We start from the raw sequence: 24,168 nt of genomic DNA, 5'->3' as shown, positions 1-24,168 counted from the left end.
CGGATTGAACCGCGCAACCGGGCTTCCGCAACGCTGAGCCAGACCTCGCCGACCGCTGCGCCGCCCCGGGGGGAACGCTGAGGCGACCGCCGGAGGCTCCTTGTCGACAGCACTCGTCGACTGGAGCCTCCGGTGAACACCACTGCCCCGCACACCCCCCGCCACCGCGCCGAGGCGGCCGTCCGTCCCGCGGACGGACCCGCCGTGCGCGTCGTCGTCGTCATCCCCGCCCACGACGAGGAGCAGGCGCTCCCCGCCACCGTCGCCTCGCTCGCGGCCCAGACCCGCCGTCCCGACCGGGTGCTCGTCGTCTCGGACAACAGCACGGACGCGACCGTCGCGGTCGCCCGCGCCGCCGGCGCGGACGTCATGGAGACCGTGGGCAACACGGCCCGCAAGGCGGGCGCGCTCAACCAGGCGATCGCGACCACGACCGAGGACGTCGTCATGGTCCTCGACGCGGACACCACGATCGCCCCCGCCTTCGTCGAGGAAGGGCTCGCCGTGCTCGCCGCGGAGCCCGAGGTCGCCGCGGTCGGCGGCGTGTTCCGCGGACGGCCGCCGCAGGGCTACCTGCAGCACTGCCAGGCCAACGAGTACACGCGCTACGGCGTGCAGGTGGACCTCACGGGCCGCACGGCCGTGCTCACGGGGACCGCAGCGCTCGTGCGCCGCACCGCGCTCCAGGAGGTGGCCGACGCCCGCGGCTCGGCACTCCCCGGCGAGCGCGGCGACGTGTACGACCGGCACGCGATCACCGAGGACTCCGAGCTCACCCTCGCGCTGCGCACGCTCGGTCACGAGCTGCGCTCCCCCGTCACCATGAGCTGCACGACCGAGCTCATGCCGACGGCCGGCGACCTGCACCGGCAGCGCGTCCGCTGGTACAAGGGGATGCTCGACAACCTCGCCGAGTACGGGCTCACGCGCACCACGTGGCGCTACGTCGGCCAGCAGGTCATGCTCGCGGTCGGCACGCTCATGATGGCGGCCTACCTGCTCCTCACGGTCGTCACCCTCGTGACGGGGACCTTCACGCTGTCCCCGCTGTGGGCGGCCGTCGGGCTGGTCTTCGTCGCGGAGCGCCTCGTCACCGTCTGGGGCGCCGGGCGGCGCGCACGGCTGCTGGCCGCGCTCGTGCTGCCGGAGCTCCTCTACGACCTCGCCCTGCAGCGTGCGTTCCTGCACGCCGCAGCGCTGTTCGTCACGCGGCGCCAGACGACGTGGAACCACGTCGCCGCCACCGCCTGACCTCACCCCCGCCGACCCGCCCCGCCGCGCACGCGACCGGGACGTCCTCGGCATGCCCTCACCCGTCCCGGAAGGACAGCAGCCATGTACAACTCGACCCTCGCCCAGACCGCCCCCGTCCTCGCCGTCACCGGCGTCGCGACCGCGTTCCACGTCGTCGCGGCCTGGACGCTCCTCGTCGCCGGCCTCGCGCTCGTCACGACGGCACGCGTGCTGCGCCGTCGGGCCGCCGCCCGCGCGCAGCGCTGAGAGGCGGCCGACGAACAGCCCTGCCCACGACCGGTGGGGACGGTCGTGGGCAGGGCCTTCCTCGTCGCGCCGTCAGTCGACGGCGTGCCGACGCCGGGCCGCGGCCAGGGCCAGGAGGCCGAGGAGCAGCAGGAGCGCCGCCCCGCCGGCGACCCACGCCAGCGTCGCGCCGGTCGTGGCCAGCGGGCCGCCGGGCTTGCCCGGCGTGCCCGGGTCGCCGGGTCGGTCAGGCGTCGCGCACGCCTGGGCGGCGTCGGTCAGCCCGTTGTGCCCGATCCCGGCGGTGTTCGCGAACCCGCCGCTGCCGTCGGTGCCCGGCTCGGGGCAGGTGAACGTGGTGTCGTCCGCCTGCTCCGTGTCGAGGGTCGCGACGACCTCCACCCGGTAGGTGTGGACCGCCCCCGCGGCGAGGCTCACGCCGGTCGCCACGACGTTGGCCGGGTCGCCTTCCGCGCCCTGGCCCGTCCACGAGCCCGACGGCGTGACACCGTCGGGCGCCGCGGTGACCTTCGCGGTCCGGACCTCGATGCCGGCGCCGTAGCGCAGGCGGTCGGTGAGGTCGTAGACCCCGGCGGCCGCGCCGTCGTTCGTGGCGGTGACGGTGTAGGCCACCGTCCACGACCCGTCGGCACCCGCGACCGGCGTGCCGTCCATCGTCTTGGTGATGTCGATGGAGGGCACGGGGGCGCAGTCGGTGTCGGTCTGCGTCCCGCCGGTCTCGTCCGTGAGCGTCGCCGCGTTGTTCAGCCCCTGCTCGGTGAGGTTCCCCCCGGGAGCCGCGGTGCACGCGGGCGAGCCCGTGCCGTCGTCCTCCACGTCCGTGAAGTGCAGCGGCACGGAGGCGACCACGGTGACGCGGTAGACGTGCGGGGCGTACCCCTCGTCGTCCAGGCCGCCGATCACGACGTCGGTCGCGATCCGCCGGTCGGCGTCCCCGTCGAACCCGTCGTTCAGGGTGACGCCGTCCGGACCGGTCACCGCGACCGAGCCGACGGTGATGACCGGGGCGAAGAGCAGCTCGTCGTCCAGGTCGTAGGTCGTGGCCTCCCCGCCGACGTTGCCGACGGTGAGGTCGTAGACGACCTCCCACGTCCCGTCGCCGGCCGGTCGCGCGGAGACCAGCGCCTTGTCGAGGGTGGGCTTGCCCGGACGCACGCACTCGTCGTCGCTGCCCTCGTTCCCGTTCCAGTCCACCGTCGCGACGTTGTTCAGCCCGCCCGGCACGGTGCCCTCCTCCGTGGTGCACACGTCGGTGTCCGGGATCGTGACGTCCGTCAGGTCGGCGGCGTACCGCACCGTGACGGTGTAGGTGTGCACCACGGGGGCTGTGGTGGCACCGCTGATGGCCTGGCCCGTGACGATCCGGGTGTCGTCGAGGCCGTCGAAAGCCTCGTTGACACCGACCGATCCGGGGGTGTCGGTGACGACGCCCTGGACGCCCACGACCGTCACGCCCTCGCCCGGCGCGAGCGCGTCGTCGAGGTCGTACGTGCCAGCTCCGGGACCCCGGTTGGTCACCGTGACCTCGTAGACCACGTCGTACACGCCGTCCTCGCCCTCGACCGGCGTCACCGCGCCCGCGAGGGACTTGGTGATGTCGATCAGCGGCAGGGTGGCGCACACGTCATCGTCCTGCGTCTCGCCGTTGTGCGTCAGCGCGCCGGCGTTGGCGAGACCGCCGGTCTCACCTGACCCCGGCTCGGGGCACGCGAGCGTGTCCGGCGTGACCGTCGCGGCATCGAGCGAGACCACGACCTGCACCTGATAGGTGTGCGTGGCACCGGCCTCGAGCGTGGCCGCCGTGGCGACCACGTTCTCCTGCGAGCCCGCAGCGCCCTGACCGGTCCAGCCCGCGTTCGTCTCGACGCCCTCGGGCGCCGTGGCGACCGACGCCGACTCGACGACGATCCCCTCGCCGTAGAGCAGCTGGTCCACGAGGTCGTAGTCGCCCGCGGCCTGGCCGGTGTTGGTGGCGACCAGGTCGTAGGTGATCGTCCACGTCCCGTCACCGTTGCCCGTCGGGCCCGCCGAGATCGACTTGTCGAACTCGATCAGCGGCAGCGACGCGCACGCCTCGTCCTCGACGACGACCCCGTTGTGGTCCAGGCCGGTCGAGTTCGCCAGGCCGCCGTTCTCGCCCGAACCGGGCGGCGGGCACTGCAGGTTCACCGGGTCGATCGTGGCCTCGTCCATCTGGACCGTGACCTCGACCTGGTAGGTGTGCGTCGCCCCCGCGGCGAGCTCGACGCCGGACGCGACGAGGTTCTCCGGGTCGGACGTCTCAGCGCCCCGGCCGGTCCAGCCCGCGTTCGTCTCGACCCCGTCGGGGGCCGTGGTGACCGCGGCGTCGAGGATCTCGATGCCGTCGCCGTAGTGCAGGCGGTCGAACACGTCGTACTCGCCCGCCGCGCCACCGACGTTCTCGGCCACGACGTCGTAGACGATCGTCCACGTGCCGTCCCCGTTCGGCGTGGGACCGGCCGACACGGTCTTGTCGACCGTGATCGCCGAGATCGTCACGCACGCCTCGTCCGAGTCCGGGATGCCGTTGTGGTCGATCCCGGCGGAGTTCGACAGGCCGCCGTCCTCCCCCGTGCCGGGGGCGGCGCAGTCGGTGACCGCGGGAGCGCCCTCCGTACCCTCGGCCAGCGCGATGACGACCTGCACCTGGTACGTGTGGGCCGCGCCGGCGGGCAGGTTCACCCCGGTGGCGATGACGTTCTCCGGCGCGCCCTCGGCGCCCAGACCCGTCCACGAGCCGTTCGGCTCGACACCCTCCGGCGTCGAGACGATCGCGCCGGAGACGACGGTGATGTCGCCGTCGGCCGTCATGCGGTCGGTGACGTCGTAGATGCCGTCGGCCGCACCGGAGTTCGTCGCGACGACGTCGTAGGTCACCGTCCACGTCCCGTCACCGTTCGGCGTCGGCCCCGCGGAGACCGTCTTGGTGACGTCGACGAGCGGCAGGGTGGCGCACACGTCGTCGTCCCGGGTCTCACCGTTGTGCGTGAGCCCGGTGGCGTTCGCCAGCCCGCCGTTCTCGCCCGAGCCGGGCTCCGGGCACTGCAGCGCCTCCGGAGTCACGACCTCCCGGTCGAGCGAGACGACGACCTGCACCTGGTACGTGTGCGTCGCGCCCGCGTCCAGCGTGACGCCCGCCGCGACCAGGTTGTCGGCCGAACCGGCCGCTCCTTGACCGGTCCAGCCTGTCTCGGGCTCGACACCGTCAGGTGCCGAGGTGATGGCGGCCGACTCCACGACGACGCCCTCGCCGTACAGCAGCCGGTCGACCACGTCGTAGTCACCGGCGGCCTGCCCGGTGTTGGCGGCGACCAGGTCGTAGGTGATCGTCCAGGTCCCGTCGCCGTTCGGCGTCGGACCCGCCGAGATCGACTTCTCGATGCCGATCAGCGGCAGCGACGCGCACACGCCGTCCTCGGCCACGATCCCGTTGTGGTCCAGGCTCGCCGAGTTCGCCAGGCCACCGTTCGCACCCGACCCGGGCGGCGGGCACTGCAGGTCCGCCGGATCGATCGTGGCCTCGTCCATCTGGACCGTGACCTCGACCTGGTAGGTGTGCGTCGCCCCCGCGGCGAGCTCGACGCCGGACGCGACGAGGTTCTCCGGGTCGGACGTCTCAGCGCCCCGGCCGGTCCAGCCCGCGTTCGTCTCGACCCCGTCGGGGGCCGTGGTGACCGCGGCGTCGAGGATCTCGATGCCGTCGCCGTAGTGCAGGCGGTCGAACACGTCGTACTCGCCCGACTCGCCGCCGACGTTCTCGGCCACGACGTCGTAGACGATCGTCCAGGTCCCGTCGCCGTTCGGTGTCGGGCCCGCGCTGATCGACTTGTCGACGACGATGTACGCGATCGCCACGCACGCCGTCGCGTCGTCGGTCAGGTCGTTGTGCTCGACCGTCGCCGCGTTCGAGAGACCGCCCGGAGAGGCGCCGGGCTCGGCCGAGCACGGCGTGATCACCGGCACGCCCTCGACGCCCTCGGCGATCCCCAGCACGACCTCGACCTGGTAGGTGTGCGTCCCGCCCGCGGGCAGGACGACGCCGGAGGCGATGACGTTCTCCGGGGCGCCCTCGGCACCCAGGCCCGTCCACGCCGCGTTCGGCGTCACACCGTCCGGGGCGGTGACGACGGCGCCCGAGCGGACCTCGAGGTCACCGTCGGCCGTCATCCGGTCCGTCACCTCGTAGGTGCCGTCGGCAGCGCCCGCGTTCGTCGCGACGACGTCGTACGTCACCGTCCACGTCCCGTCACCGTTCGGCGTCGGGCCCGCGGAGACCGTCTTCGCGATGTCGATCGACGGGATCGGCGCGCACGCCTGGTCCTCCTCCGTCTCCCCCTCGGGGCCGGTCAGCCCGGAGGTGTTGTTGAACCCCTGGTCCGCGTCCGACCCCTCGGCGGGGCAGGCGGTCGGGGCGTCGGCGCCGGAGCCGGCACCGTCGAGCTGCAGCGGCACGTCGGCGAGGACGGTGACGCGGTAGACGTGCGGGGCGTAGCCCTCGTCGTCGTTCCCGGCCAGCGGTACGTCTGCCGCGACCAGGGTGTTGCCCTGGCCGTCCCACGCCGGGTCGGCGAGGACGACGCCGTCGGGCGCCTCCGTCACCGTCGCGGAGACGATCGTCGCCTGGTCGGTGAAGTGCAGCGCGTCCGTCAGGGAGTAGGTCGTCGACGGGGTCTGCGTGTTCGACACGACGACCTCGTACACGACCTCCCACCGGCCGTCGCCGACCGGTGTGGCCGAGACGACCTCCTTGGTGTGCGTCGGCGTGCCGACGACGACGAACCCGGCCGGGTCGCAGTTGATCGTGGGCTCGACGCCCGAGTCCGCCGGCACGTCCGCGTCCGCGCACGCCGTGTTGACGACGGAGTCGGCGACGGGCTCGGTGAGCTCGATCTCGAACTCGTGGCTCTCGGTCGCTCCCGGGGCGAGGGAATCGATCGTGAACGACCCGAGCTCCGGCTGCAGGTCGTCGGAGACCGCGACGTTCGTCAGGGTGCCCTGACCCGTGTTCTCCACGACGATCCGGTAGCGGACCGTGTCGCCGACGCGGAACCGCGGGTAGTCCAGCGGGTCGTTCGCGTCGCGCCACTCGCCGTCCGCGTCCTGCACGTACTTCTTCAGCGACGCCGAGTAGTAGTTCGCGATCGAGGTCGACGCCGACGTGCGCATGACGAGGCGCGTGTTCTCCGCACGGCCCTGCGCGCGGTTCACGAGGACGTCGCCACCGACCATGCCGTCGGTCACGACCGGGACGTCGAGCGTCAGCTCGCCCCGCGCCGCGAGGGCGCCGGTGATGACGCGCACCGCGGTGGCGTCGGGGGTGTACGTGGTGCTCCACCCCACGGTGTTGCCGGTGGTGCTGCCCGCCGAGCCGTTCGTGGCGTCGGCCGGGTCGTCGGTGAGCGTCGCGGGGTCGGCGGTCGTGTAGTAGACGGTCCCCCCGACCGAGGAGGTCACCGGGCCGTCGAGCCGGTACGAGCCCGAGAACGCGGTCCCGCGGCCGTCACCCACGTACGGGAGGATGTCGATCACGTCGACGAACTCCTGCGGGAGGGGATCCTCGGAGCGCACCAGCACGGTCCACGAGCCCGCGCCCGCGCCGTCGCCGGCGAGGTTGGGGATGAACGCCTGGTCCGCGGTCTTGATGATCCTGGTCAGCCCGGACTCGTTGACCACGACCGTCGCGGTCGCGGAGTCCGACTGCACGCCCTCGGCCGAGGCGGTGACGGTGTTGACCAGCCGCTCGCCGCCCTCGACGTCGTCGGCGTACTCCACGTCGTAGGTCAGCGACTGGGGAGCGTTCGTGGGCACCCCGTCCAGGGTCCAGGTGAGGACCTGCTGGCCGGAGCCGTTCGTCGTGGCGACCGGCTCGGGGCTCGCGGAGCCCGCGACGTACGTCGCGCCGAGCGGCAGCGTGTCCACGAGCTGGTAGTCGTCCACGGTCGGAGCGACCGCCCCGGTCCCGTTCGCGGAGTAGCTCAGCGTGTACGTCGCCTGCCCGCCCGGGTCGACCGTCGTCGGGAGCACCGACTTCGCCACGTCCGGCGTGACGCCGACGATCCGCACGATGTCACGCCCGCCCACCGCGTACGGGTAGCGCGCGTCCGGGGTCAGCGTCGCGGACGGCCCGGCGTCGGCAGGTGAGGTCGAACGGGCCGGGTTCGCCCAGGCGTTCGTGGCGGACGAGGGGTTGATGTACGACCCCCAGCTCCACACGTCCTGGCCGACCTCGGCGCTGGGCAGGAGCTGCTGCGTCACCTGCAGGACGAGGGTGCGCTGCCAGCGAGCGGCCGTCATCGAGTAGGTGGCCCGGACAGCCTTGACGGTCGACAGGTCCGCAGGGCGGGTCGTGGTCCATCCGGTCGTCCCGTCGCACGTGAACGCGTTCGGGTTGTAGGACCCGCTCGCGGGGTTCACCAGCGCCGAGGTGCCGACGTAGTAGGCCACGGGCAGGCCGGCCGGCTCACCCGTCGTCCCGTCGTCGAAGCGCGTGAGGGCGCCCGTGAACTCGACGTACCGCGTGTCCAGCACCTGGCACAGACCGCCCTGGGTGGAGTTCTGGTTCTGGACGTTCGGGTAGAGCACGCGGACCGCCGAGCCGAGCTCCGACTCCGGGGCGACCCGGTAGGTGTCGGTCCACACGCTCGCGCTCGACCCCGTGTAGGAGGGCTGCCACGCGTGCGACCAGATGCCCGTCGTCCAGTTCTTCGCCGTGGTGTTGTTCGCGGGGTCGTCGTTCGCCGACTGCCCGTCGACCGCGGTGTAGGTCGGTGCGCTGGACGTGACCGAGATCTGCCCCGAGCCCGCCGTCGTGACGACCCGCAGCTGGATCTGCCCGGACGCGACCGCCACGCGGTCCGTCGGCAGCGGGTTCCCGGCAGAGTCCGTCGTCGGCACCTGCGTGTGGCTGTAGTCGATCCCGGCCAGCGTCAGCGTGTACGACGTCGAGCTGTTGCGCGTGAGCGTGCAGGATCCGACCGACGGCGCCACCTGGCTCGCGTCGTGCGTCCCGCCCGACCACGGGTGACCGCTCGCCGCCCCGCTCGTGAACGCCGAGCACGCCTGCGGCCCGACCTGCGTGACCGCGCCCAGGCTGTTGGACACCGTGAGGTCGTAGCTGACGGGGTCCTGGCCGGCGGGGCTGTTCGCGCCGTGGAACAGCGTCCAGTTGAACGTGAAGTCGCGGGACGTGTCGTTGCGCGTGCTCCCGAAGACGCTCTCCACCCAGTGGATGTCCTGCACGAACCCGTTCTGCACGGGCAGCTCGGGCAGCGACGTCTGCTGGTCGGCGATCGTCGCGCCCGCGCTCACGGTCTCCCCGGTCACGGCCGTCACACGCATCGGCGTCGTCAGCGAGAACGCCGTGCCCTCGGTCTGCGTCCCGACGTTGCACACGAGCGTCGAACCGTCCTCGGAGACGCTCGACGCGGGGTCCGCGCCGTCCACCAGGCACGCGGGCGGGAGCGCGTCGAACACCGCGCCCTGAGCCGTGATCGTCACCGTGACGTTCTCCACCGGCGCGTTGCCGGGGGCCGCCGCGTCGTCGTTGAGGTTGAACCACCACGTCGGGGACACCGCGTCACCGGTCTCGAGCGTGGCGGGCGTGCTCTCCGCCCAGGACCCCTCGAGCTCGTACACGGTCGCCGCCGTCGCGGGCAGCGCCGCGGCCGTGAGCCCCGCGCCTCCCAGGACCAGGGCCGTGACGCCACCGATCAGGCGTCGTGCACGCGCTCCTCGCCACCACGAACCGGTGCGGGCGTGCCGGGCGCCGCGGGGTGCCGCGTGCCTGGCGGGTCGCCCGCCTGCCGCGGCCGCGGCGTCTCGCTCGAAACCTTGCATGGGGTCCCCTTCGTCGTGCGCACGCGCCCCTCGCGTGCACGGTCGTCACCCCATAGGACCCGTGCCACCGAGGGCTATGACGAGCGTGACCTGGGAAATCACCTGTCCCATCACCAGTTCCGTGAAGGAATTCACCCGGCCTGCGAGACACGCTTGCAGAACCCGGGACGTCCGCCAGGATCACGGCTATGACAGGCGCCAGAGACGTCCCGCGGAGCCGGGAGAAGATCCTGCGGACGCTCGACGCCGGCGACCTCGACGCCCTGGAGACGGTGTTCGACAGGCTCTGGTACGACCTCCCCGACCGCTTTGCGCGCGAGCTCCTGACAGCGCTCGCACGCGTCCCTCCCGAGGTGCTCGACCGTCGCCCGCGCCTCGGCCACCTCGTGCTGCTCGCCCAGAGACGGCGCGACCACGAGCACGACGACGAACGCAGCATGTCCCGGCTCGTGCGGCACTACTCGCGGGCCGGCCTGCGCCACAGCAGGCGGCTCAACGGGTTCACCCGCCTGCACGACGTCCTCTCGGCCGGCACCGCGGCCGTCGTGGGCCTGCGGCACCGGCGCGACCACGACGCCTCGACGCGGGTCGGCACGTGGGTCGAGCAGCGGACGACGCTCCTCATGACAGGAGGCCCGCTCCCCTGGACCGCGGGGCGCCCGGACGCGCGGCCGGGCTGGCTGAGCGCGCAGCGCGGGATCACCGCGATGCTGGCGGGTGCGACCGACCTGGCGACCCAGCACCTGCGCCGCGCGGCCGACGAGGCGGGCGACGAGCCCCACGGACACTTCGCCCGGGTGAGCGCGGCGTCGAACCTCGCGCTCCTGTCCGCCTACCGCGGCCACCACGACCTCGCCCGCGAACAGCTCGTCGTGGTCCGCGACGCCGCACCGTTCCCCCGATGGATCGCCGGAGCGCACCTGCGCGGCGAGGCCCTCGCGCGGGCGAACCTCGCGATCCACGAGGGCGATGCGGCGACGGCGCAGAGGATCCTGCGGGCCACCGACCCGACCTCGCCGGCCGTCGGTGAGCTCTGGGCGTTCCTGGCGTCCGCGCGTGCCAGCCACGCGGCCTTCTACGGCGATCCCCTCCACGGCTTGCGGGAGCTGGACCAGGTGCGCCTCGTGCACGGCATGGTCGACCCCGACCCGGGGTCGTTCGTCGGGCGGCTGCTCCTGCGGGCCGAGGCGAAGCTGCTCCTGCGCGCCGGCGGCGCGGGCCGCGTGCTGCACCTGGCGCACGGGTCCGAGGACGACACGACCGAGTGGCTGGCGAACCACCACGCCTGGGCCCACCTGTCGGTGGGCGAGCACTACGAGGCGATCGGGGTCGCCTCGTCCGCCATCCACCAGACGTCGCTGTCACCGGCCGACGCGCTCGACCTGCACGTCGTCCTCGCAGTCGCCCACCTGCGCGCCGGGCGCGAGGACCGCGCGCGGAGCTGGTTCCAGAAGGCCCTGCGACTGCGGTCGTCACCCGAGCACGCCGCACCGTTCCTCGCGCTCGAGCCGGAGGAGCGACGCACGCTCGCCGAGCTGGTGGACACCGCGGACGTGCTGCCCCGGGGCGCCGTCGAGGCGCGCAACACTCCCCCGGTCACGCTGGCGAGCCGGCTCTCCCCCCGCGAGCGGAAGGTGCTGCGGTCGCTCAGCGAGGGTTACACGGCCGAGCAGACGGCGGCGCGGTTCAACGTGTCGGTGAACACCATCCGCACCCAGATCCGCACGCTGTACCGCAAGCTCGGGGTGTCGAGCCGACGCGAGGCCGTCGCGGTCGCGCAGGAGGCAGGGATCCTCGCCGCGGCCCGGGGGGAGGCCGTCGGGCGGTCGGAGCGGCGCTACGCCCCGGGTCGGCGTCCCGCGACCGGGACTGCGACCTCCATCACCGGGCCGGGACCGCCCGCCTCCCAGGTCGGCAGGTAGACCTCCCGGTCGTCCCCCGCGGGCGCACCGCCCGCGAGCGCCCGCCCGGACGCCAGGTAGTCGTGCACGAGCACCAGGCGCTCCTGGTCGCGGGCCTCCGCGGCCGTCAGCGCGACGTACGCCTCCTCGTGCGCGTCGTCCGTCGTGAGGGCGAAGCGCGACGGCGGTCGCACGGCCGCGGGGACCGGCACCCGCAGCGTGAGGCGGGCGGCGTACCCCTCGGTCGCGCGCTCGTGCAGCTCGACGTACGGGTGCCCGGCGAGGCGGACGTCGGCCGCGCGCAGCACGGCGAAGAGCGCTCCGGTCGCCTCCGGCAGCACGGACGGCAGCTCGGCGAGCGTCGCGCGGCGCTCGGTCCCGAGCACGAGGCGCTCGGGGACGTGGCGCCGCCGCACGAGGACGTCCAGCTGCGGCTCCCCGACGAGCGCGGACCGCACGTACTCCCCCGCGGTCAGCGACGCCGCGAGCGCCGACCGGCGGTCGCTCCACACGGCGTCGAACGCGGGGACCGGGTCGGGCGCGGCGAGCACGTCGCCGACCTCGGCGAGCGACAGCCCGACGCCCCGCAGGAGCCGGACCAGGCGGGCGCGCTCCACCTGGCCGCCGTCGAGCAGCCGCGGACCGTCCCCGGAGGTGCGGCGTGCGTCGAGGAGCCCGCGGTCCACGTACATCCGGACGGCCTTCTCGCTCAGCCCCGTCGCGCGGGCCACCTGACCCGTCGTGTACTCGTCCATGCCCGCGACGCTAGGGCCTTCCCCAGGGGCAGCCGCAAGGGGGCGGCTCAGTCGTCGTCGCCGGGCACGTACGGGCCGCGGCGGAGCTCGAGGTCGATCTGCTCGGCGTCCAGCAGGTCGAGCGCGTGCCGCAGCGCCTGCGAGCTGTACGCGCCCGACGTGCGCGCGTCGAGCAGCGCGACGCGCTGCGCCGCGATCGCCCGGAGCCGCAGCTCCTTGTACTGCGCGAACAGGTCGGCCGACGTCGCGGCGTCGGTGTCTCGGTTCTCGAGCTCGCGCACGACGTCGCGGCGCACGCGGGCGACGACGTCACCGTCGTAGGTGGTGCCGTCGGCGCGGCGGAGGTCGGGCGCGTCGATCACGGCCACGGCCGCGCCGTCGAGCTCGGCGCGCACGGCGCCGCGGTCCTCGTCGGCACGCGTGGACCCGCCCGAGAGGCCGAGGCGGCGCACGACCCACGGGAGCGTGCCGCCCTGCACGACGAGCGTCCCGGCCGCGACCCCGAACGCGACGAGCACGAGGAAGGAGCGCTGCGGGGTGTCGAGCGGCAGGGTCTGCGCCGCGGCGAGCGTCACGACGCCGCGCATGCCTGCCCACACGAGGAGCGTGCCCTCGCGCCACCCGAGCCGCTCGGCCGTCAGGTAGTCGATGTCGGCGGCACGACGACGCAGCGACGACCGCAGCCGGCCCACCCGCTCCGGGGGCGCCTTGGCGACCATCTCGGCGCCGCGACGCTCCGGCGTCCCGGGCGCCGGCTTGGCCGCCGCGGGCACGGTCGGCGCGACGGGCGTGCCGTCGGCCGCGAAGCGCGCGTCGAGCTTCTCCTGCATGCCCGCGATGACGCCGCGCATCGACTCCCCCCGCCGCGCGCGCCGCGCGAGGGAGCGCAGGAGCGTCGCGACGTACGCGGAGCGCACGACGAGGATGACGACGGCCGCGAGCGCCGCGATGCCGACCGCGCGCCACAGGCTGCCGTGCGCCTCCTGGACGTCGGTGACGAGCGCGAACAGCTCGAGCCCCATGAGGAGGAAGACGGTGCCCTCGAGCAGGAGCTCGACGGTCCGCCAGTTCGACTCCTCGGCGAGCCGGTGCTGGGGGCGCAGGTACTTCGCGGCGCCGTTGCCGGTGACGAGGCCCGCGGTGACGACCGCGACGAGGCCCGACGCGCCGAGCTCCTCCGACGGCAGGTATGCGAGGAACGGCACGACGAAGGACACCGCGGTGCTCAGCGCGGGGTTGGCGAGGCGGCGCCGGACGAACAGGCCGAGGAAGCCGACGAGGAACCCGACGAGCACGGCGACGACGACGGCGAGCACGAAGTCGCCCGCGACCGACCACAGCGACACCCGCGTGGCGGACTCCCCGGTCGCGACGGCGATCCCGATCCCGGCGATGGCGGAGCGCAGGAGCACGAGAGCGGACGCGTCGTTGAGCAGGCTCTCGCCCTCGAGCAGCGTCACGACGCGTGGTGACGCGCCGAGCCGTTTGACGATGGACGTCGCGACGGCGTCGGTCGGGCTGACGATGGCGCCGAGCGCGAAGCCCGCCGCGAGCGGGATGCCCGGGATGAGCCAGGTGAAGAGGTAGCCGAGGAGCGCGGTGCTCAGCAGGACGAGCACGACGGACAGGCCGCTGATCGCGGTGAAGTCCCGCCGGAAGTCCATCGTGGGCAGGCCGACGGCCGCCGAGTAGAGGAGCGGTGGCAGGATCCCGGCGAGGATCCACTCGGGCTCGAACTCGATCTCGGGGACGGCGGGCACGAAGCTCACGACGACGCCGACCGCGACGAGCACGAGCGGCGCGGCGACGCCGGCCTTCGGGGCAAGCGCGTTGACCCCGACGATCGCGACGACCGCGAGCGTCCCGACGACGATGAGGGAGAGGATCTGCTCCTCGGTCAGGCTGAACGGGAACTCCATCTGCACCTCCGGGAACCGGCGCCGCGCCCGGGTCGGCGCGCGCGGGACGCCCCCACGCTAGCCGCCGGGACGCCGTCGGGCCGTGCAGGTCCGGTGGAGCCGTCTCTGCGCCTCCGGTCGCGAGCATCCTGCTGTCCGGAGACGCTGCCAGGGGCGGCAGACCGCCCGGCACCCGAGGAGAGGGAGGACCGTGGACGCGATCACCGTGCTGGAGGACCTGTTCGGGAGGATCGGGCCGACCGCGACGCGCGCGGTCGACGGCCTCGGCGAGGACGCGCTCACCGCGCGCGTCGACCCGGGCGCCAACACGATCGCGTGGCTCGCGTGGCACCTCGCGCGGGGGCAGGACGCCCAGGTCGCGAGCGCCGTCGGGCGGGACCAGGTGTGGACGCGCGACGGGTGGGCCCGCCGGTTCGACCTGCCGTTCGACGACGGCGCGACCGGCTACGGGCAGTCGGCCGACGACGTCGCCCGCGTCCGCGCGCGCGACGACCTGCTGCTCGGCTACGTCCACGCGGTCCAGGTCGAGTCCCGCGACGTGCTCGCGTCCCTCACCGCCGACGACCTCGACCGGGTCGTCGACGAGGCGTGGGACCCGCCCGTGACGCTGGGTGTCCGGCTCGTGAGCGTCGCGGTGGACGCTCTCGAGCACGCGGGCCAGGCCGCCTACCTCCGTGGCGTGCTCGAGCGCACCGGGCGCGCCTGACGCAGCGCCGGATCGCCGAACGAGGCGCGACCGCCGAGCGCCAGGATCTGCGGTCGTAGGGTCGGACGATGGGGAACCCGACGCACTTCGACGCGCTGGCGGACGCCTACGGGTCCGCCCGTCCGCCGTACCCGGCCGAGCTGTGGGAGCGGGTGCGTCGGACGGGCCTGGTCGCGCCGGGCCGGCGAGCGGTCGACCTCGGCGCGGGCACCGGTGAGGCGACCGGACCGCTGCTCGCAGCGGGGGTCGACGTGGTCGCCGTCGAACCGGGCACGCAGCTGGCCGCCGTGCTCGCGGCCCGTCACCCGACGGCGGAGGTGGTCGTCGCACGGGCCGAGGACGCCGAGCTCGGCCGAGCGGTGTTCGACCTGGCGGTCGCCGCGACCTCGATCCACTGGATGGACCTCGACGCGCTCCTGCCCCGGCTCCATCGCGCCCTGGTGCCAGCCGGGCGGTTCCTCGTCTGGCGGCACGTCTTCGGCGACCCGGCGGCGGAGCCGACCGCGTTCCGTGACCGGGTCGCACGGATCGTCGCGCGGCGGAGCAGGCCGCCGCGCAGCGGGAACCCGGAGGACGTCAGGTCCACAGCGGCACGGCTGACTGCGTCCGGGCTGTTCGCCGTCGAGGACATCGGTGAGTACCGCTGGAGCATCGAGCTCGACCCCGAGCAGGTCCACGGGCTCTTCAGCACGTTCAGCGACTGGAGCCGGGACGAGGTCGACGAGGTCGCGGCGGCCGTCGCGGACCTCGGAGGGCGCGTCGTCGAGCACTACACGTCCTGGTTGATCGTCTGTGCACCGGCCCCCGGAGCCAGTCCCCAGTAGCTCGGCATGCCGTCGAGAGCCTGGCCCGACCCGCCGTGGTGATCGAGAGCTGCTACGGCTGATCGAGTGAGGGGAGCGAAGAGCTTCTCAGAGAGCCGTTGAACAGCGGCGCGTGGCATAAGGGAGGTTCTCGGTGTCGCGCAGGTAGGTCGCGACGGCGTCCATCGCGTCCCCGATCCCCCGCAGCGGCGTGAACCAGCCGTCTCGGCTCGTGCCGGGCCACAGGGTGCGGCGTTCGAGGAGCAGCCACCGGTCCGAGCGAGCGTGCTCGTTGCCGCTGTGAAGCCCCTCCTCACAGAGAGCCTCGGCGCACACCGCGTCAGGCAGACGGCGCCACCGCGTCGACGAACCAGGAGGTGAGGGTCGTGGGGTGGGTGATCGCGGTGCCCACGCACACGGCGAACGCGCCGTGCGCCATCGCTTCCGCGGCCTGGGCGGGGGTGTGCACGCGGCCCTCGACGACGACCGGGAGGGTGCAGGCCGCGACCATCTCGTCGACGAGCGCGAGGTCGGGACCGTCGGTCCGGGGCCGCTCGCCGGTGTACCCGGAGAGGGTCGTGCCGAGCAGGTCGACGCCCGCGTCCTGCGCGGCGAGCGCGTCGTCGAGCGACCCGCAGTCCGCCATGACGAGCGCGTCGGTCGTCTCACGCAGGCGCGCCACGGTCTCGGCGAGGGTGAGCCCGTCGGGGCGCGGCCGGCGTGTGCCGTCGAGCGCGACGACGTGCGCGCCGGCGTCCGCGACCGCGACGGCGTGCCGGAGGGTCGGGGTGATGAAGACGCCGCCGTCGCCGTCCTTCCACAGCCCGACGACGGGCACGTCGACCGCCGCGACGACGGCTGCGACGTCGTCCAGGCCCTGCACGCGGACGGCGGCCGCGCCGCCGGCGACGACGGCGCGCGCCATCTGCGCCGTCGTGCGCGGGTCGCGCAGGGGTTCGCCGGGGTAGGCCTGGCACGACACGGTGAGGCGTCCGCGCATCGCGTCGAGGACGCGCTCGCGCGTCCAGGGGGTCCGGTCGTGCTGCTCCGCGCTCATCGCGCCCCTCCGTCGGTCGTGCGGTCGTCCAGCAGGTTCCACGCGCCGCGCGCCGCGCCGACGACCGCCGCGACGTTCCCGAGCGCGGCGGGCCGCAGCGGCAGGTCGGCGAGCACGTCGACGACCTCCGCGCGCAGCGCGTCCTCGAGCGCGGACCACCACAGGTCCCCCGCCCCGGCCATGCCGCCGCCGACGACGACCACCTCCGGGTCGAGCACGGTGACGACGCCGGCGACGGCGCGGCCCACTGCCCGGGCGGCGTCGCGCACGACCGAGGCCGCGAGCTCGTCGCCCGCGTCGGCCCGGGCGACGACGTCGCGCGTGTCGGGGCTGGTCGCGTCCCCGCCGAGCGCGAGGTATCGGCGGTGGACGGCCGGGCCCGCCCCGATCGCCTCCAGGTGGCCCGTGCGTCCGCACGGGCATCCCAGGAGCTCGGCGCCGGGGACGGGCACGTGCCCCAGCTCGCCCGCGACGTGGTGCGCGCCGCGCAGGGGACGCCCGTCGAGCACGACGGCGCCCCCCACCCCGGTCCCGACGGCGACGAGGAGCGCGCTGCGCGCGCCTGCGGCGGCGCCGCGCCACACCTCGCCGGCGGCGTGCGCGTCGACGTCGTTCTCGACGAACACGGGCAGGTCGGCGGCCTCCGCGAGGTCGGCGAGCCGACGGCGCAGGCCGCCCGCGACGTCGGTCCCGGGCCAGCCGGGCAGCGTGTCGGTCGCGGACACGATCACGCCGCGACCGACGTCGACCACGCCGGCCGTGCCGACCCCGAGCGCGCGCAGGCGCGCCGCGCCCGGCAGCGCGGCGACGACCTCGCGCACGACCCCGGCGACGGCGTCGAGCACCGCGTCGGGGCCGCCCGCGGCCGGGGTCGGCACGGCGAGCACGGGACCGAGGGTCCCGTCGGCCGCGACGGTCGCCGCGGCCGTCTTGGTGCCGCCGAGGTCGACGCCGACGACGACCGTCGGCGCCGCGGCGACCGGGGAGGCGTCAGCCACGCAGGAGCCCCGCGGCGCGCGTGATCTCCTCGACGCGCGCGACGACGTCGTCCGCGAGCGGCTCGACGGGGTACGCGAGCGTCGCGGTCTCGATGAGCCCCTGACGCTGCGCGGACACCTTGAACGCCCCGACGCCCGCGGCGTCGCCCGAGCGCCCGCGTGCCTGGAACACGATCTCGAACAGCGCGGCGATACGGTCCTGCTCCACCCGGGCATCGTCCCACTTCCCGGCCTGGGCGAGGTCCCACAGGCGCACGTAGCCGCCCGCGTCGACGTTCGCGAGGCCCGGCACGACGCCGTCGGCGCCGAGCAGCAGCATCCCGTCGACCACGACCTCGTGGCCCGTGAAGAGCACGAGGGGCGAGCCGGCCGCCGCGTTGGCGGCGACGAGGCGGCGGAACCCGACGTCGTCGCCCGACGAGTCCTTGACGCCCGCGAGGACGCCCTCGGTGCCGAGCCGGACGAGCAGGTCCGCGGGCAGCTTCGTCCGCACGCGCACCGGGATGTCGTACGCGAACAGCGGCACGTCGACGGCTGCCGCGACGGCGCGCAGGTGGCGCTCGATCTCGTCGAGGTCGTTGAGCGCGTAGACGGGGGCCGTCGCGACGACCGCGTCCACCCCGCCCGCCACGAGCGCCTTCGCCTGCTCGACGACGCGCGCCGTCGTCAGGTCGATGGCGCCGCCCATGACGGGCACGCGACCGGCGGCCACGCGCACGACGGTCCGCACGACGACGTCGCGCTGCGCGTCGGTGAGGTAGGCGACCTCGCCGGTCGACCCGAGCACGAACAGGCCGTGCACGCCCTCGGTGACGAGGTGGTCCACGAGACGCTCGAGGGACGCGACGTCGACCTCGCCCTCGGTCGTGAGCGGGGTGAGGACGGGCGGGACGATCCCGCGGAAGGGGGTGGTCACGAGGAGCTCCGGTTCTGGGTTCAGCGGTGTGGTGGTCGGGGTGGTGCCCGGCGTCGGGCGGGGCGCGGCGGCGCTCACAGGAGCGCGGGCGCCGCGCCGAGCAGGGTGCGGGTGTAGTCGTCCTGGGGGTCGTCGAGCACGCGCGCGGCAGGGCCCGACTCGACGATGCGGCCGCCCTGCATGACGACGATCTCGTCGGAGACGTGGCGCACCGTCTGGATGTCGTGCGAGATGAAGACCATCCCCAGGTCGAGCGTGGCCTTGAGGTCGGCGAGCAGGTTGAGGATCTGGGCCCGCACGGACACGTCGAGCGCGGACGTCGGCTCGTCGGCGACGATCACGTCGGGCGACAGCGCGAGGGCGCGCGCGATCGCGACACGCTGGCGCTGCCCGCCGGAGAGCTGGCCGGGCAGCGCGTCGAGCGCCGACTCGGGCAGCCCGACGAGGTGCACGAGCTCGCGGACGCGCGCCTCGCGCGACGCGGCGTCGCCGACGCGGTGCACGTCGAGCGGGTCGCGCAGCGCGTCCCGCACGCGCATGCGGGCGTTGAGCGCGGTGGCCGGGTCCTGGAAGACGACGGACACGACCCGCCCGACCTCGCGCCGCACGCGCGTCGTGTACGTGTCGACCGGCTGCCCGCGGAAGCGGATCTCGCCGGACGTCGGTGCCTGCAGCCCGACGAGCACCTTCGCCATGGTCGACTTGCCCGAGCCGGACTCGCCGACGATCCCGAGCGTGCTGCCGCGGCGCACCGCGACGCTGACGTCGTTCACGGCGTGCACCCGGTTGGCCTTGAAGAGCGTGCCCGTGCGCGCCTTGAAGACGACGTGCACGCCGCGCAGCTCGACGACGGGGGTGTCGTGATCGGTCGCGGACCCCCGCTCCGCGGCGGGCGGGGTCTGGTCGGTGGCGCTCATCGCGTCCCTCCGGTGGTGATCGGGGCGGGGCCACCGCCCGCGACGGCGCCGACCGGCTCGTCCGGCGGCATCGCGACGAGGTGCTGCCCGTCGGCGTCCACGGCGCGCAGCACGGGCCGCACGTCGAGGCCGCGGTCGGGGCGCGACGAGCGCGGCGCGAACCGGTCGCCCGTCGGGAAGTCGCGCGGTGACGGGACGGTGCCGGGGATCTGGTGCAGGCGCGTGGAGCGCTGCTCGATCGAGAGCACCGCGCCGAGCAGTCCCTGCGTGTACTCGTGGCGGGGGTCGGTGAGCAGCTCGCTCGTCGGCGCCTGCTCGACGACCTGACCCGCGTACATGACCGTGATGCGGTGCGCGATCTGCGCGACGAGCGCGAGGTCGTGGCTGACGAACACCATCGCGAAGCCGAGCTTGACGCGCAGCTCGTCGAGCAGCGCGACGACCTGGGCCTGGACGGTGACGTCGAGCGCCGTCGTCGGCTCGTCCGCGATGACCAGCTTCGGGTCGCGCGTGAGGGCCATGGCGATGAGCACGCGCTGGCGCTGCCCGCCCGAGAGCTCGTGCGGGTAGCTCTTGAGCGTGCGCTCCGGGTCGAGGCCCACGAGCTCGAGGAGCTCCTCGGCCGTGCGGGTCCCGCCGCGGCGCGTGAGCTGCTTCATCTGCGCACGGATGAGCATCGACGGGTTGAGCGAGCTCAGCGCGTCCTGGTAGATCATCGCGATCTCGGTGCCGCGCAGCGACGCGCGCTCGCGGTTGCCCATCGCGAGCAGGTCCTTGCCGCCGTAGCGGATCTCGCCGCTGATCTGCGCGGAGGAGTCCAGCAGGCCCATGACGGCGAGCGACGTGATCGACTTGCCGCAGCCGGACTCGCCGACCAGCGCCATCGTCTCGCCGGGGCGGACCGAGAACGAGACGTCGTCCACGACCGCGACGTCACCGTGGCGCGGGAACCGGATGGACAGGTTGCGCACCTCGAGCAGGGGCTCGGCGTCACCGTCGTACACGGGACGGTCGGTGCGGGCCGACTCGGCCGCGCGCAGCGTGGCGAGGCGCGTGGCGAGGGGCACGGCCCGCCCGACGTGCGCGACCTCCGGCTCGACGTCCGGCACGACCGGCTCGGACTCGGCGAGGCGCGCCTCGTCCGCCGTCTCGACCGGCTCGTCGGCGTCCATCGCGGTGAGCTCCGCGGCGACGGCCGCGTCGTCGGAGTCGGTCGCGACGGCCTTCGCCGGGGTGGCGCGCGTCGCCCGCGGGGCGGCGACCATCGCGTCCGTCATGCCCTCGGACAGGATGTTGAGGCACAGGACGGTGAGCATGATGGCCAGGCCGGGGAAGAACGTCGCCCACCAGTAGCCGCCCATGACGAGGTCGCGGCCGGCGGCGATGATGTTGCCCCACGAGGGCTCCGGGTCGGGCACGCCCGCCTGGATGAAGGACAGCGACGCCTCGAAGACGATCGCGTCGGCCACGAGCACCGTGGTGAACACCAGCACGGGCGCCGCACAGTTGCGGGCGACGTGCTTCGCGAGGATCCAGGCCGTGCGCGCGCCCATGACCCGGGTCGCGGCGACGTAGTCCTCGCCGTACTGGTCGAGGATGTTGGCCCGCACGACGCGCGTGAGCTGCGGCGTGTAGAGGAACGCGATCGTCAGGACGAGCACGGGCAGCGAGCGGCCGAAGACGGAGACGAACACGGCGGCCAGCGCGATGCCGGGGAACGACATGATGATGTCGAGGACGCGCATGAGGGTCTCGGAGACGCTCTTGCGGGCCGTCGCGGCGACGGCGCCGAGCACGGCGGCCGCGGCGAGCGCGATCGCGGTGGCCCCGAGGCCGATGACGAGCGAGTACCGCGCGCCGTAGACGACGCGGGAGAAGATGTCGCGGCCCTGCCGGTCCGTGCCGAACCAGCTCTCCGCGCCCGGAGGCTGGACGGGGGTGCCGGTGGCGAGCGGGTCGTGGCTCGCGACGAGCGGCGCGAAGACCGCCGCGAGCGCCACGAGGAGCACGAACGCGAGGGAGATCTTGGACCCGAGGGGCAGCGCGCGCAGGCGCAGCCCGGGGGTCGAGAGTCGTTCGGTGAGCTGTCGGCGCACGTCACACCGTCCTGATCCGCGGGTTGACGAGCACGTAGAGCATGTCGACCACGATGTTGATGAGCACGAACGCGAGCGCCACGGTGAGGGTCACGCCCTGCACGAGGTTGGGCTCGTTGTTGGTGACGCCGTTGAGGATGAGCGTGCCCATGCCGGGCAGCGCGAAGATGATCTCGATGACGACGGCGCCGCCGATGAGGTAGCCGACGCGCAGGCCGAGGACCGTGATCGGGGTGATGAGCGCGTTGCGCAGCACGTTGCGCCCGACGACGACGTGGCGCGGGATGCCGGCGCCGATCGCGGTGCGGACGTAGTCCTTGTCGAGCTCCTCGACGACGGACGTGCGCACGACGCGCGTGAGCTGGCCGACGACGGGGATCGCGAGCGCGAGCGCGGGCAGCGCCATGCGCGCGAGGTAGCCGCCGAGGTCCTCGGACGGGTCGGGCAGGGGCCCGCTCGCGGGCAGCCACCCGGCGCTCAGGGTGACGACCTGGATGAGCAGCACGGCGAGCCAGAACGACGGCGTCGCGAGGGACGCGACGGACACGACGCGGATCGCCTTGTCGGGCCAGCGGTCGCGGTAGAGCGCCGCGAGGATGCCCATGACGAGCGCGGCCACGACGGCGATGACGAGGCCCATGAGCGTGAGCTGCAGGGTGATCGGCAGGGCGCGCTCGACCTCGTCGGCGACGGGCACCTGACGTGCGCTGAACGTGCCGAGGTCCCCGTGCAGGAGGCCGCCGAGGAACGCGACGTACCGGACGAGGAGCGGGTCGTTGAGCCCGTTGGCCTCGCGGTACGCCTCGCGCGCCTCGACCGAGGCGCCCTCGCCGAGTGCCTGGATCGCGGGGTCGACCTGCGAGAACGACATCACGAGGAACACGAGGAACGTGATCCCGAGGATCATGATCGGCAGCTGCAGGAGGCGGCGTCCGACGAGCCGCAGCAGTGCGCTCACGGTCGGCCTCCTGGTGCGTCGGGGGTGCGGTGCATGGTCTGTCCGTTCTGGGTGCCGTGCGGGTGCCGGGCCCCCTCGCCCGAAGGGGGCGGGGCGAGGGGACCCGGGGTCGGTCGGCGCCGGCGTCGAGCCGGCTTGCTACTTGACGAGGCCGGCGTCGAGGAACGACAGCCCGGTGATCGGCAGCGGCTTGAAGCCGGAGAGGCTCTCGCCGTCCCAGGCGGTGGGGAGCTTGCGGTGCAGCAACGGGTACAGCGGCACCTCGGTGGAGATCAGGTCGAACGCCTGGTCCCACAGCTCCTGCTGCTCGTCGCCCGACGTGCGGACGGCGGCGTCGAGGATCGACTGGAGCTCGGCGAACTTCGGGTCGTCGTTCCAGCGGTAGCGCGACTGCGACCAGACGTTGTCGCCGTACCACCAGCGCATGAGCAGGTCGGGGTCGTTGCCGAAGACGGACGGGTCGCCGGGCGCCACCATGACCTGCAGGTCACCGTTGTCGACCTTGGTGTACTGGCCGCCGGACTGGCCGATGTCGAGCGTCGTGTCGACGCCGATCGCGTCGAGGTTCTCCTTGATGAGCGGGGCGATGTCCGACACCCAGCCGGTGTCCGTCGTCATGAGGGTGATGGACAGGTCGCTCACGCCGGCCTCGGCGAGGAGGGACTTGGCCTTCTCCGGGTCGTAGGAGTAGACGGTCGACGCCTCGTGGTAGTTCGGGTGGCTCTGCGGCAGGAAGCTCGTGGCCGCGGCACCGTTGCCGAGGAGCCCGTTGTCGATGATCTTGTCCATGTCGAGGGCGTAGAAGAACGCCTGGCGCACGCGGACGTCGTCGAACGGGGGCAGGTCGGTGTTGAACATCATGAAGAGCGTGCCGAACGACTGGACCGACTCCACGTCCACGGCGCCCTCGAGCGTCGGGACGTCGATGTAGGGGACGTCCTCGATCGCGCTGACCGTGCCGGAGCTCATCGCGGTGACGCGCGCGGCCGGGTCGGACAGCAGGTTCCACACGAGACCGGCGGCCAGCGCGGGGCGACGGCCGTTGTAGTCGTCGAAGCGCTCGAACGTGATCTTGTCGTCGGGCGTCGCCTGGGTCATCTTGAACGGGCCGGTCCCGACGGGCAGGGCGTTGAACGCCTCGTAGTCGGACTCGACGAGCGCCTTCGGGACGATCTTGACGACCGACACGCGTTCGGGGACGAGGCTGAACGGGTACTTGAGGTTGATCGAGACCGTGTCGTCGTCGACCGGGGTGACGGACTCGATGAAGTCGATGAAGCCGGCGTAGAGCGACTCGCTCGCCGGGTCGAGCACGCGCTCGAAGCTGAAGACGACGTCGTCGACGGTGACGGGGGTGCCGTCGTGGAAGACCGCGCCCTCGCGGATGTCCACCTCGTAGTGGGTGTCGTCGACCTGCGCCGGGAGCTCGGTGCCGAGCGCCGCGTAGACCTCGCGCGTCGCGGGGTCGAGCTCGGTGAGCCCCTCGAAGACGTGCCAGTTCGCGGCTACTGTCACGGCACCGGTGGTGATCATCGGGTCGAAGCCACCGGAGAGGGAGTACGAGATGCCCGCCTCGATCACGGCGTCCTGGTCGATCTCACCCTGGGCGGCGGTGCCCTCGGTCGGGTCGTCCTGCGCGGCGTCGCCACCCGAGCACGCTGCGAGGCCGAGCGCGAGCACGACGCCCGCGGCGACCGCAGCGACTCCCCGGCGACGGGGAGGTGAGCTGACGTGAAGCTTCATTGGTTCTCCTGACATGAGACCGACACTCTTCCGGAGAGAAGA

At 73.6% G+C, this 24,168-nt stretch carries 15 protein-coding genes; 5 read left to right on the top strand and 10 right to left on the bottom strand.

Annotation, left to right across the window (positions count from 1 at the left end; genetic code table 11):
• Nucleotides 1-132 precede the first annotated feature (132 nt).
• Nucleotides 133-1,251, top strand: coding sequence for a glycosyltransferase (locus ACZ4MO_RS00300; RefSeq protein ID WP_186810421.1), 1,119 nt, complete (start codon nt 133-135; stop codon nt 1,249-1,251).
• Between the two features lie 84 nt (nt 1,252-1,335).
• Nucleotides 1,336-1,500 carry a hypothetical protein gene (locus tag ACZ4MO_RS00295; RefSeq protein ID WP_158097153.1) on the top strand — a complete coding sequence of 55 codons (165 nt, stop codon included), beginning with the start codon at nt 1,336-1,338 and terminating at the stop codon, nt 1,498-1,500.
• Between the two features lie 72 nt (nt 1,501-1,572).
• Here the strand turns inward: ACZ4MO_RS00295 and ACZ4MO_RS00290 are convergent, their stop codons facing one another.
• Nucleotides 1,573-9,156, bottom strand: a complete 7,584-nt coding sequence (locus tag ACZ4MO_RS00290; RefSeq protein ID WP_175008864.1) for a CLIPPER-2 domain-containing protein — start codon at nt 9,154-9,156, stop codon at nt 1,573-1,575.
• Between the two features lie 389 nt (nt 9,157-9,545).
• Between ACZ4MO_RS00290 and ACZ4MO_RS00285 the strand changes: the two genes are divergently transcribed.
• Nucleotides 9,546-11,279 (top strand): LuxR C-terminal-related transcriptional regulator, encoded by a 1,734-nt coding sequence (locus ACZ4MO_RS00285; protein ID WP_175008865.1) that lies wholly within the window; start codon nt 9,546-9,548, stop codon nt 11,277-11,279.
• Here the strand turns inward: ACZ4MO_RS00285 and ACZ4MO_RS00280 are convergent.
• The gene (locus ACZ4MO_RS00280) at nt 11,195-12,013 is read right to left on the bottom strand and encodes a MerR family transcriptional regulator (RefSeq protein ID WP_175008866.1); all 819 of its coding nucleotides are present in this window, start codon (nt 12,011-12,013) and stop codon (nt 11,195-11,197) included. The genes ACZ4MO_RS00285 and ACZ4MO_RS00280 overlap by 85 nt on opposite strands.
• Before the next feature lie 47 nt (nt 12,014-12,060).
• Nucleotides 12,061-13,932, bottom strand: coding sequence for a cation:proton antiporter (locus ACZ4MO_RS00275; protein WP_354051819.1), 1,872 nt, complete (start codon nt 13,930-13,932; stop codon nt 12,061-12,063).
• A gap of 190 nt (nt 13,933-14,122) precedes the next feature.
• On the opposite strand from ACZ4MO_RS00275, the gene ACZ4MO_RS00270 reads away from it, so the two are divergent.
• Nucleotides 14,123-14,638, top strand: a complete 516-nt coding sequence (locus tag ACZ4MO_RS00270; protein ID WP_175008868.1) for a mycothiol transferase — start codon at nt 14,123-14,125, stop codon at nt 14,636-14,638.
• A 68-nt stretch (nt 14,639-14,706) separates the two neighbouring features.
• A complete protein-coding gene (locus ACZ4MO_RS00265; RefSeq protein ID WP_175008869.1) occupies nt 14,707-15,462 on the top strand; it encodes a methyltransferase domain-containing protein in 756 nt (251 codons plus the stop codon).
• 319 nt (nt 15,463-15,781) lie between these two features.
• Here ACZ4MO_RS00265 and ACZ4MO_RS00260 read toward each other — a convergent pair whose 3' ends face one another.
• The 7 genes from ACZ4MO_RS00260 to ACZ4MO_RS00230 all read right to left on the bottom strand — a co-directional run bounded on the left by ACZ4MO_RS00260 (nt 15,782) and on the right by ACZ4MO_RS00230 (nt 24,126).
• Nucleotides 15,782-16,498, bottom strand: coding sequence for an N-acetylmannosamine-6-phosphate 2-epimerase (locus tag ACZ4MO_RS00260; RefSeq protein ID WP_175008870.1), 717 nt, complete (start codon nt 16,496-16,498; stop codon nt 15,782-15,784).
• Nucleotides 16,495-17,496 (bottom strand): ROK family protein, encoded by a 1,002-nt coding sequence (locus ACZ4MO_RS00255; protein WP_222592386.1) that lies wholly within the window; start codon nt 17,494-17,496, stop codon nt 16,495-16,497. The genes ACZ4MO_RS00260 and ACZ4MO_RS00255 overlap by 4 nt, the downstream gene beginning before the upstream one ends.
• Nucleotides 17,489-18,412, bottom strand: coding sequence for a dihydrodipicolinate synthase family protein (locus ACZ4MO_RS00250; RefSeq protein ID WP_186810423.1), 924 nt, complete (start codon nt 18,410-18,412; stop codon nt 17,489-17,491). Before ACZ4MO_RS00250 ends, ACZ4MO_RS00255 begins: the two co-directional genes overlap by 8 nt.
• A gap of 74 nt (nt 18,413-18,486) precedes the next feature.
• A complete protein-coding gene (locus ACZ4MO_RS00245; RefSeq protein WP_175008872.1) occupies nt 18,487-19,329 on the bottom strand; it encodes an ATP-binding cassette domain-containing protein in 843 nt (280 codons plus the stop codon).
• Complete coding sequence (locus ACZ4MO_RS00240) at nt 19,326-21,425, bottom strand: oligopeptide/dipeptide ABC transporter ATP-binding protein (protein ID WP_175008873.1); 2,100 nt, start codon at nt 21,423-21,425, stop codon at nt 19,326-19,328. The genes ACZ4MO_RS00245 and ACZ4MO_RS00240 overlap by 4 nt, the downstream gene beginning before the upstream one ends.
• A gap of 1 nt (nt 21,426) precedes the next feature.
• Nucleotides 21,427-22,383 carry an ABC transporter permease gene (locus ACZ4MO_RS00235; RefSeq protein ID WP_499278569.1) on the bottom strand — a complete coding sequence of 319 codons (957 nt, stop codon included), beginning with the start codon at nt 22,381-22,383 and terminating at the stop codon, nt 21,427-21,429.
• 138 nt (nt 22,384-22,521) lie between these two features.
• Nucleotides 22,522-24,126, bottom strand: a complete 1,605-nt coding sequence (locus ACZ4MO_RS00230; RefSeq protein WP_175008874.1) for an ABC transporter substrate-binding protein — start codon at nt 24,124-24,126, stop codon at nt 22,522-22,524.
• Between the last annotated feature and the right edge of the window lie 42 nt (nt 24,127-24,168).

Source organism: Sphaerisporangium cinnabarinum, assembly GCF_055567015.1.
The sequence above is the reverse complement of the archived record's forward strand: the minus strand, read 5'-3'. Positions and strand labels throughout refer to the sequence as shown.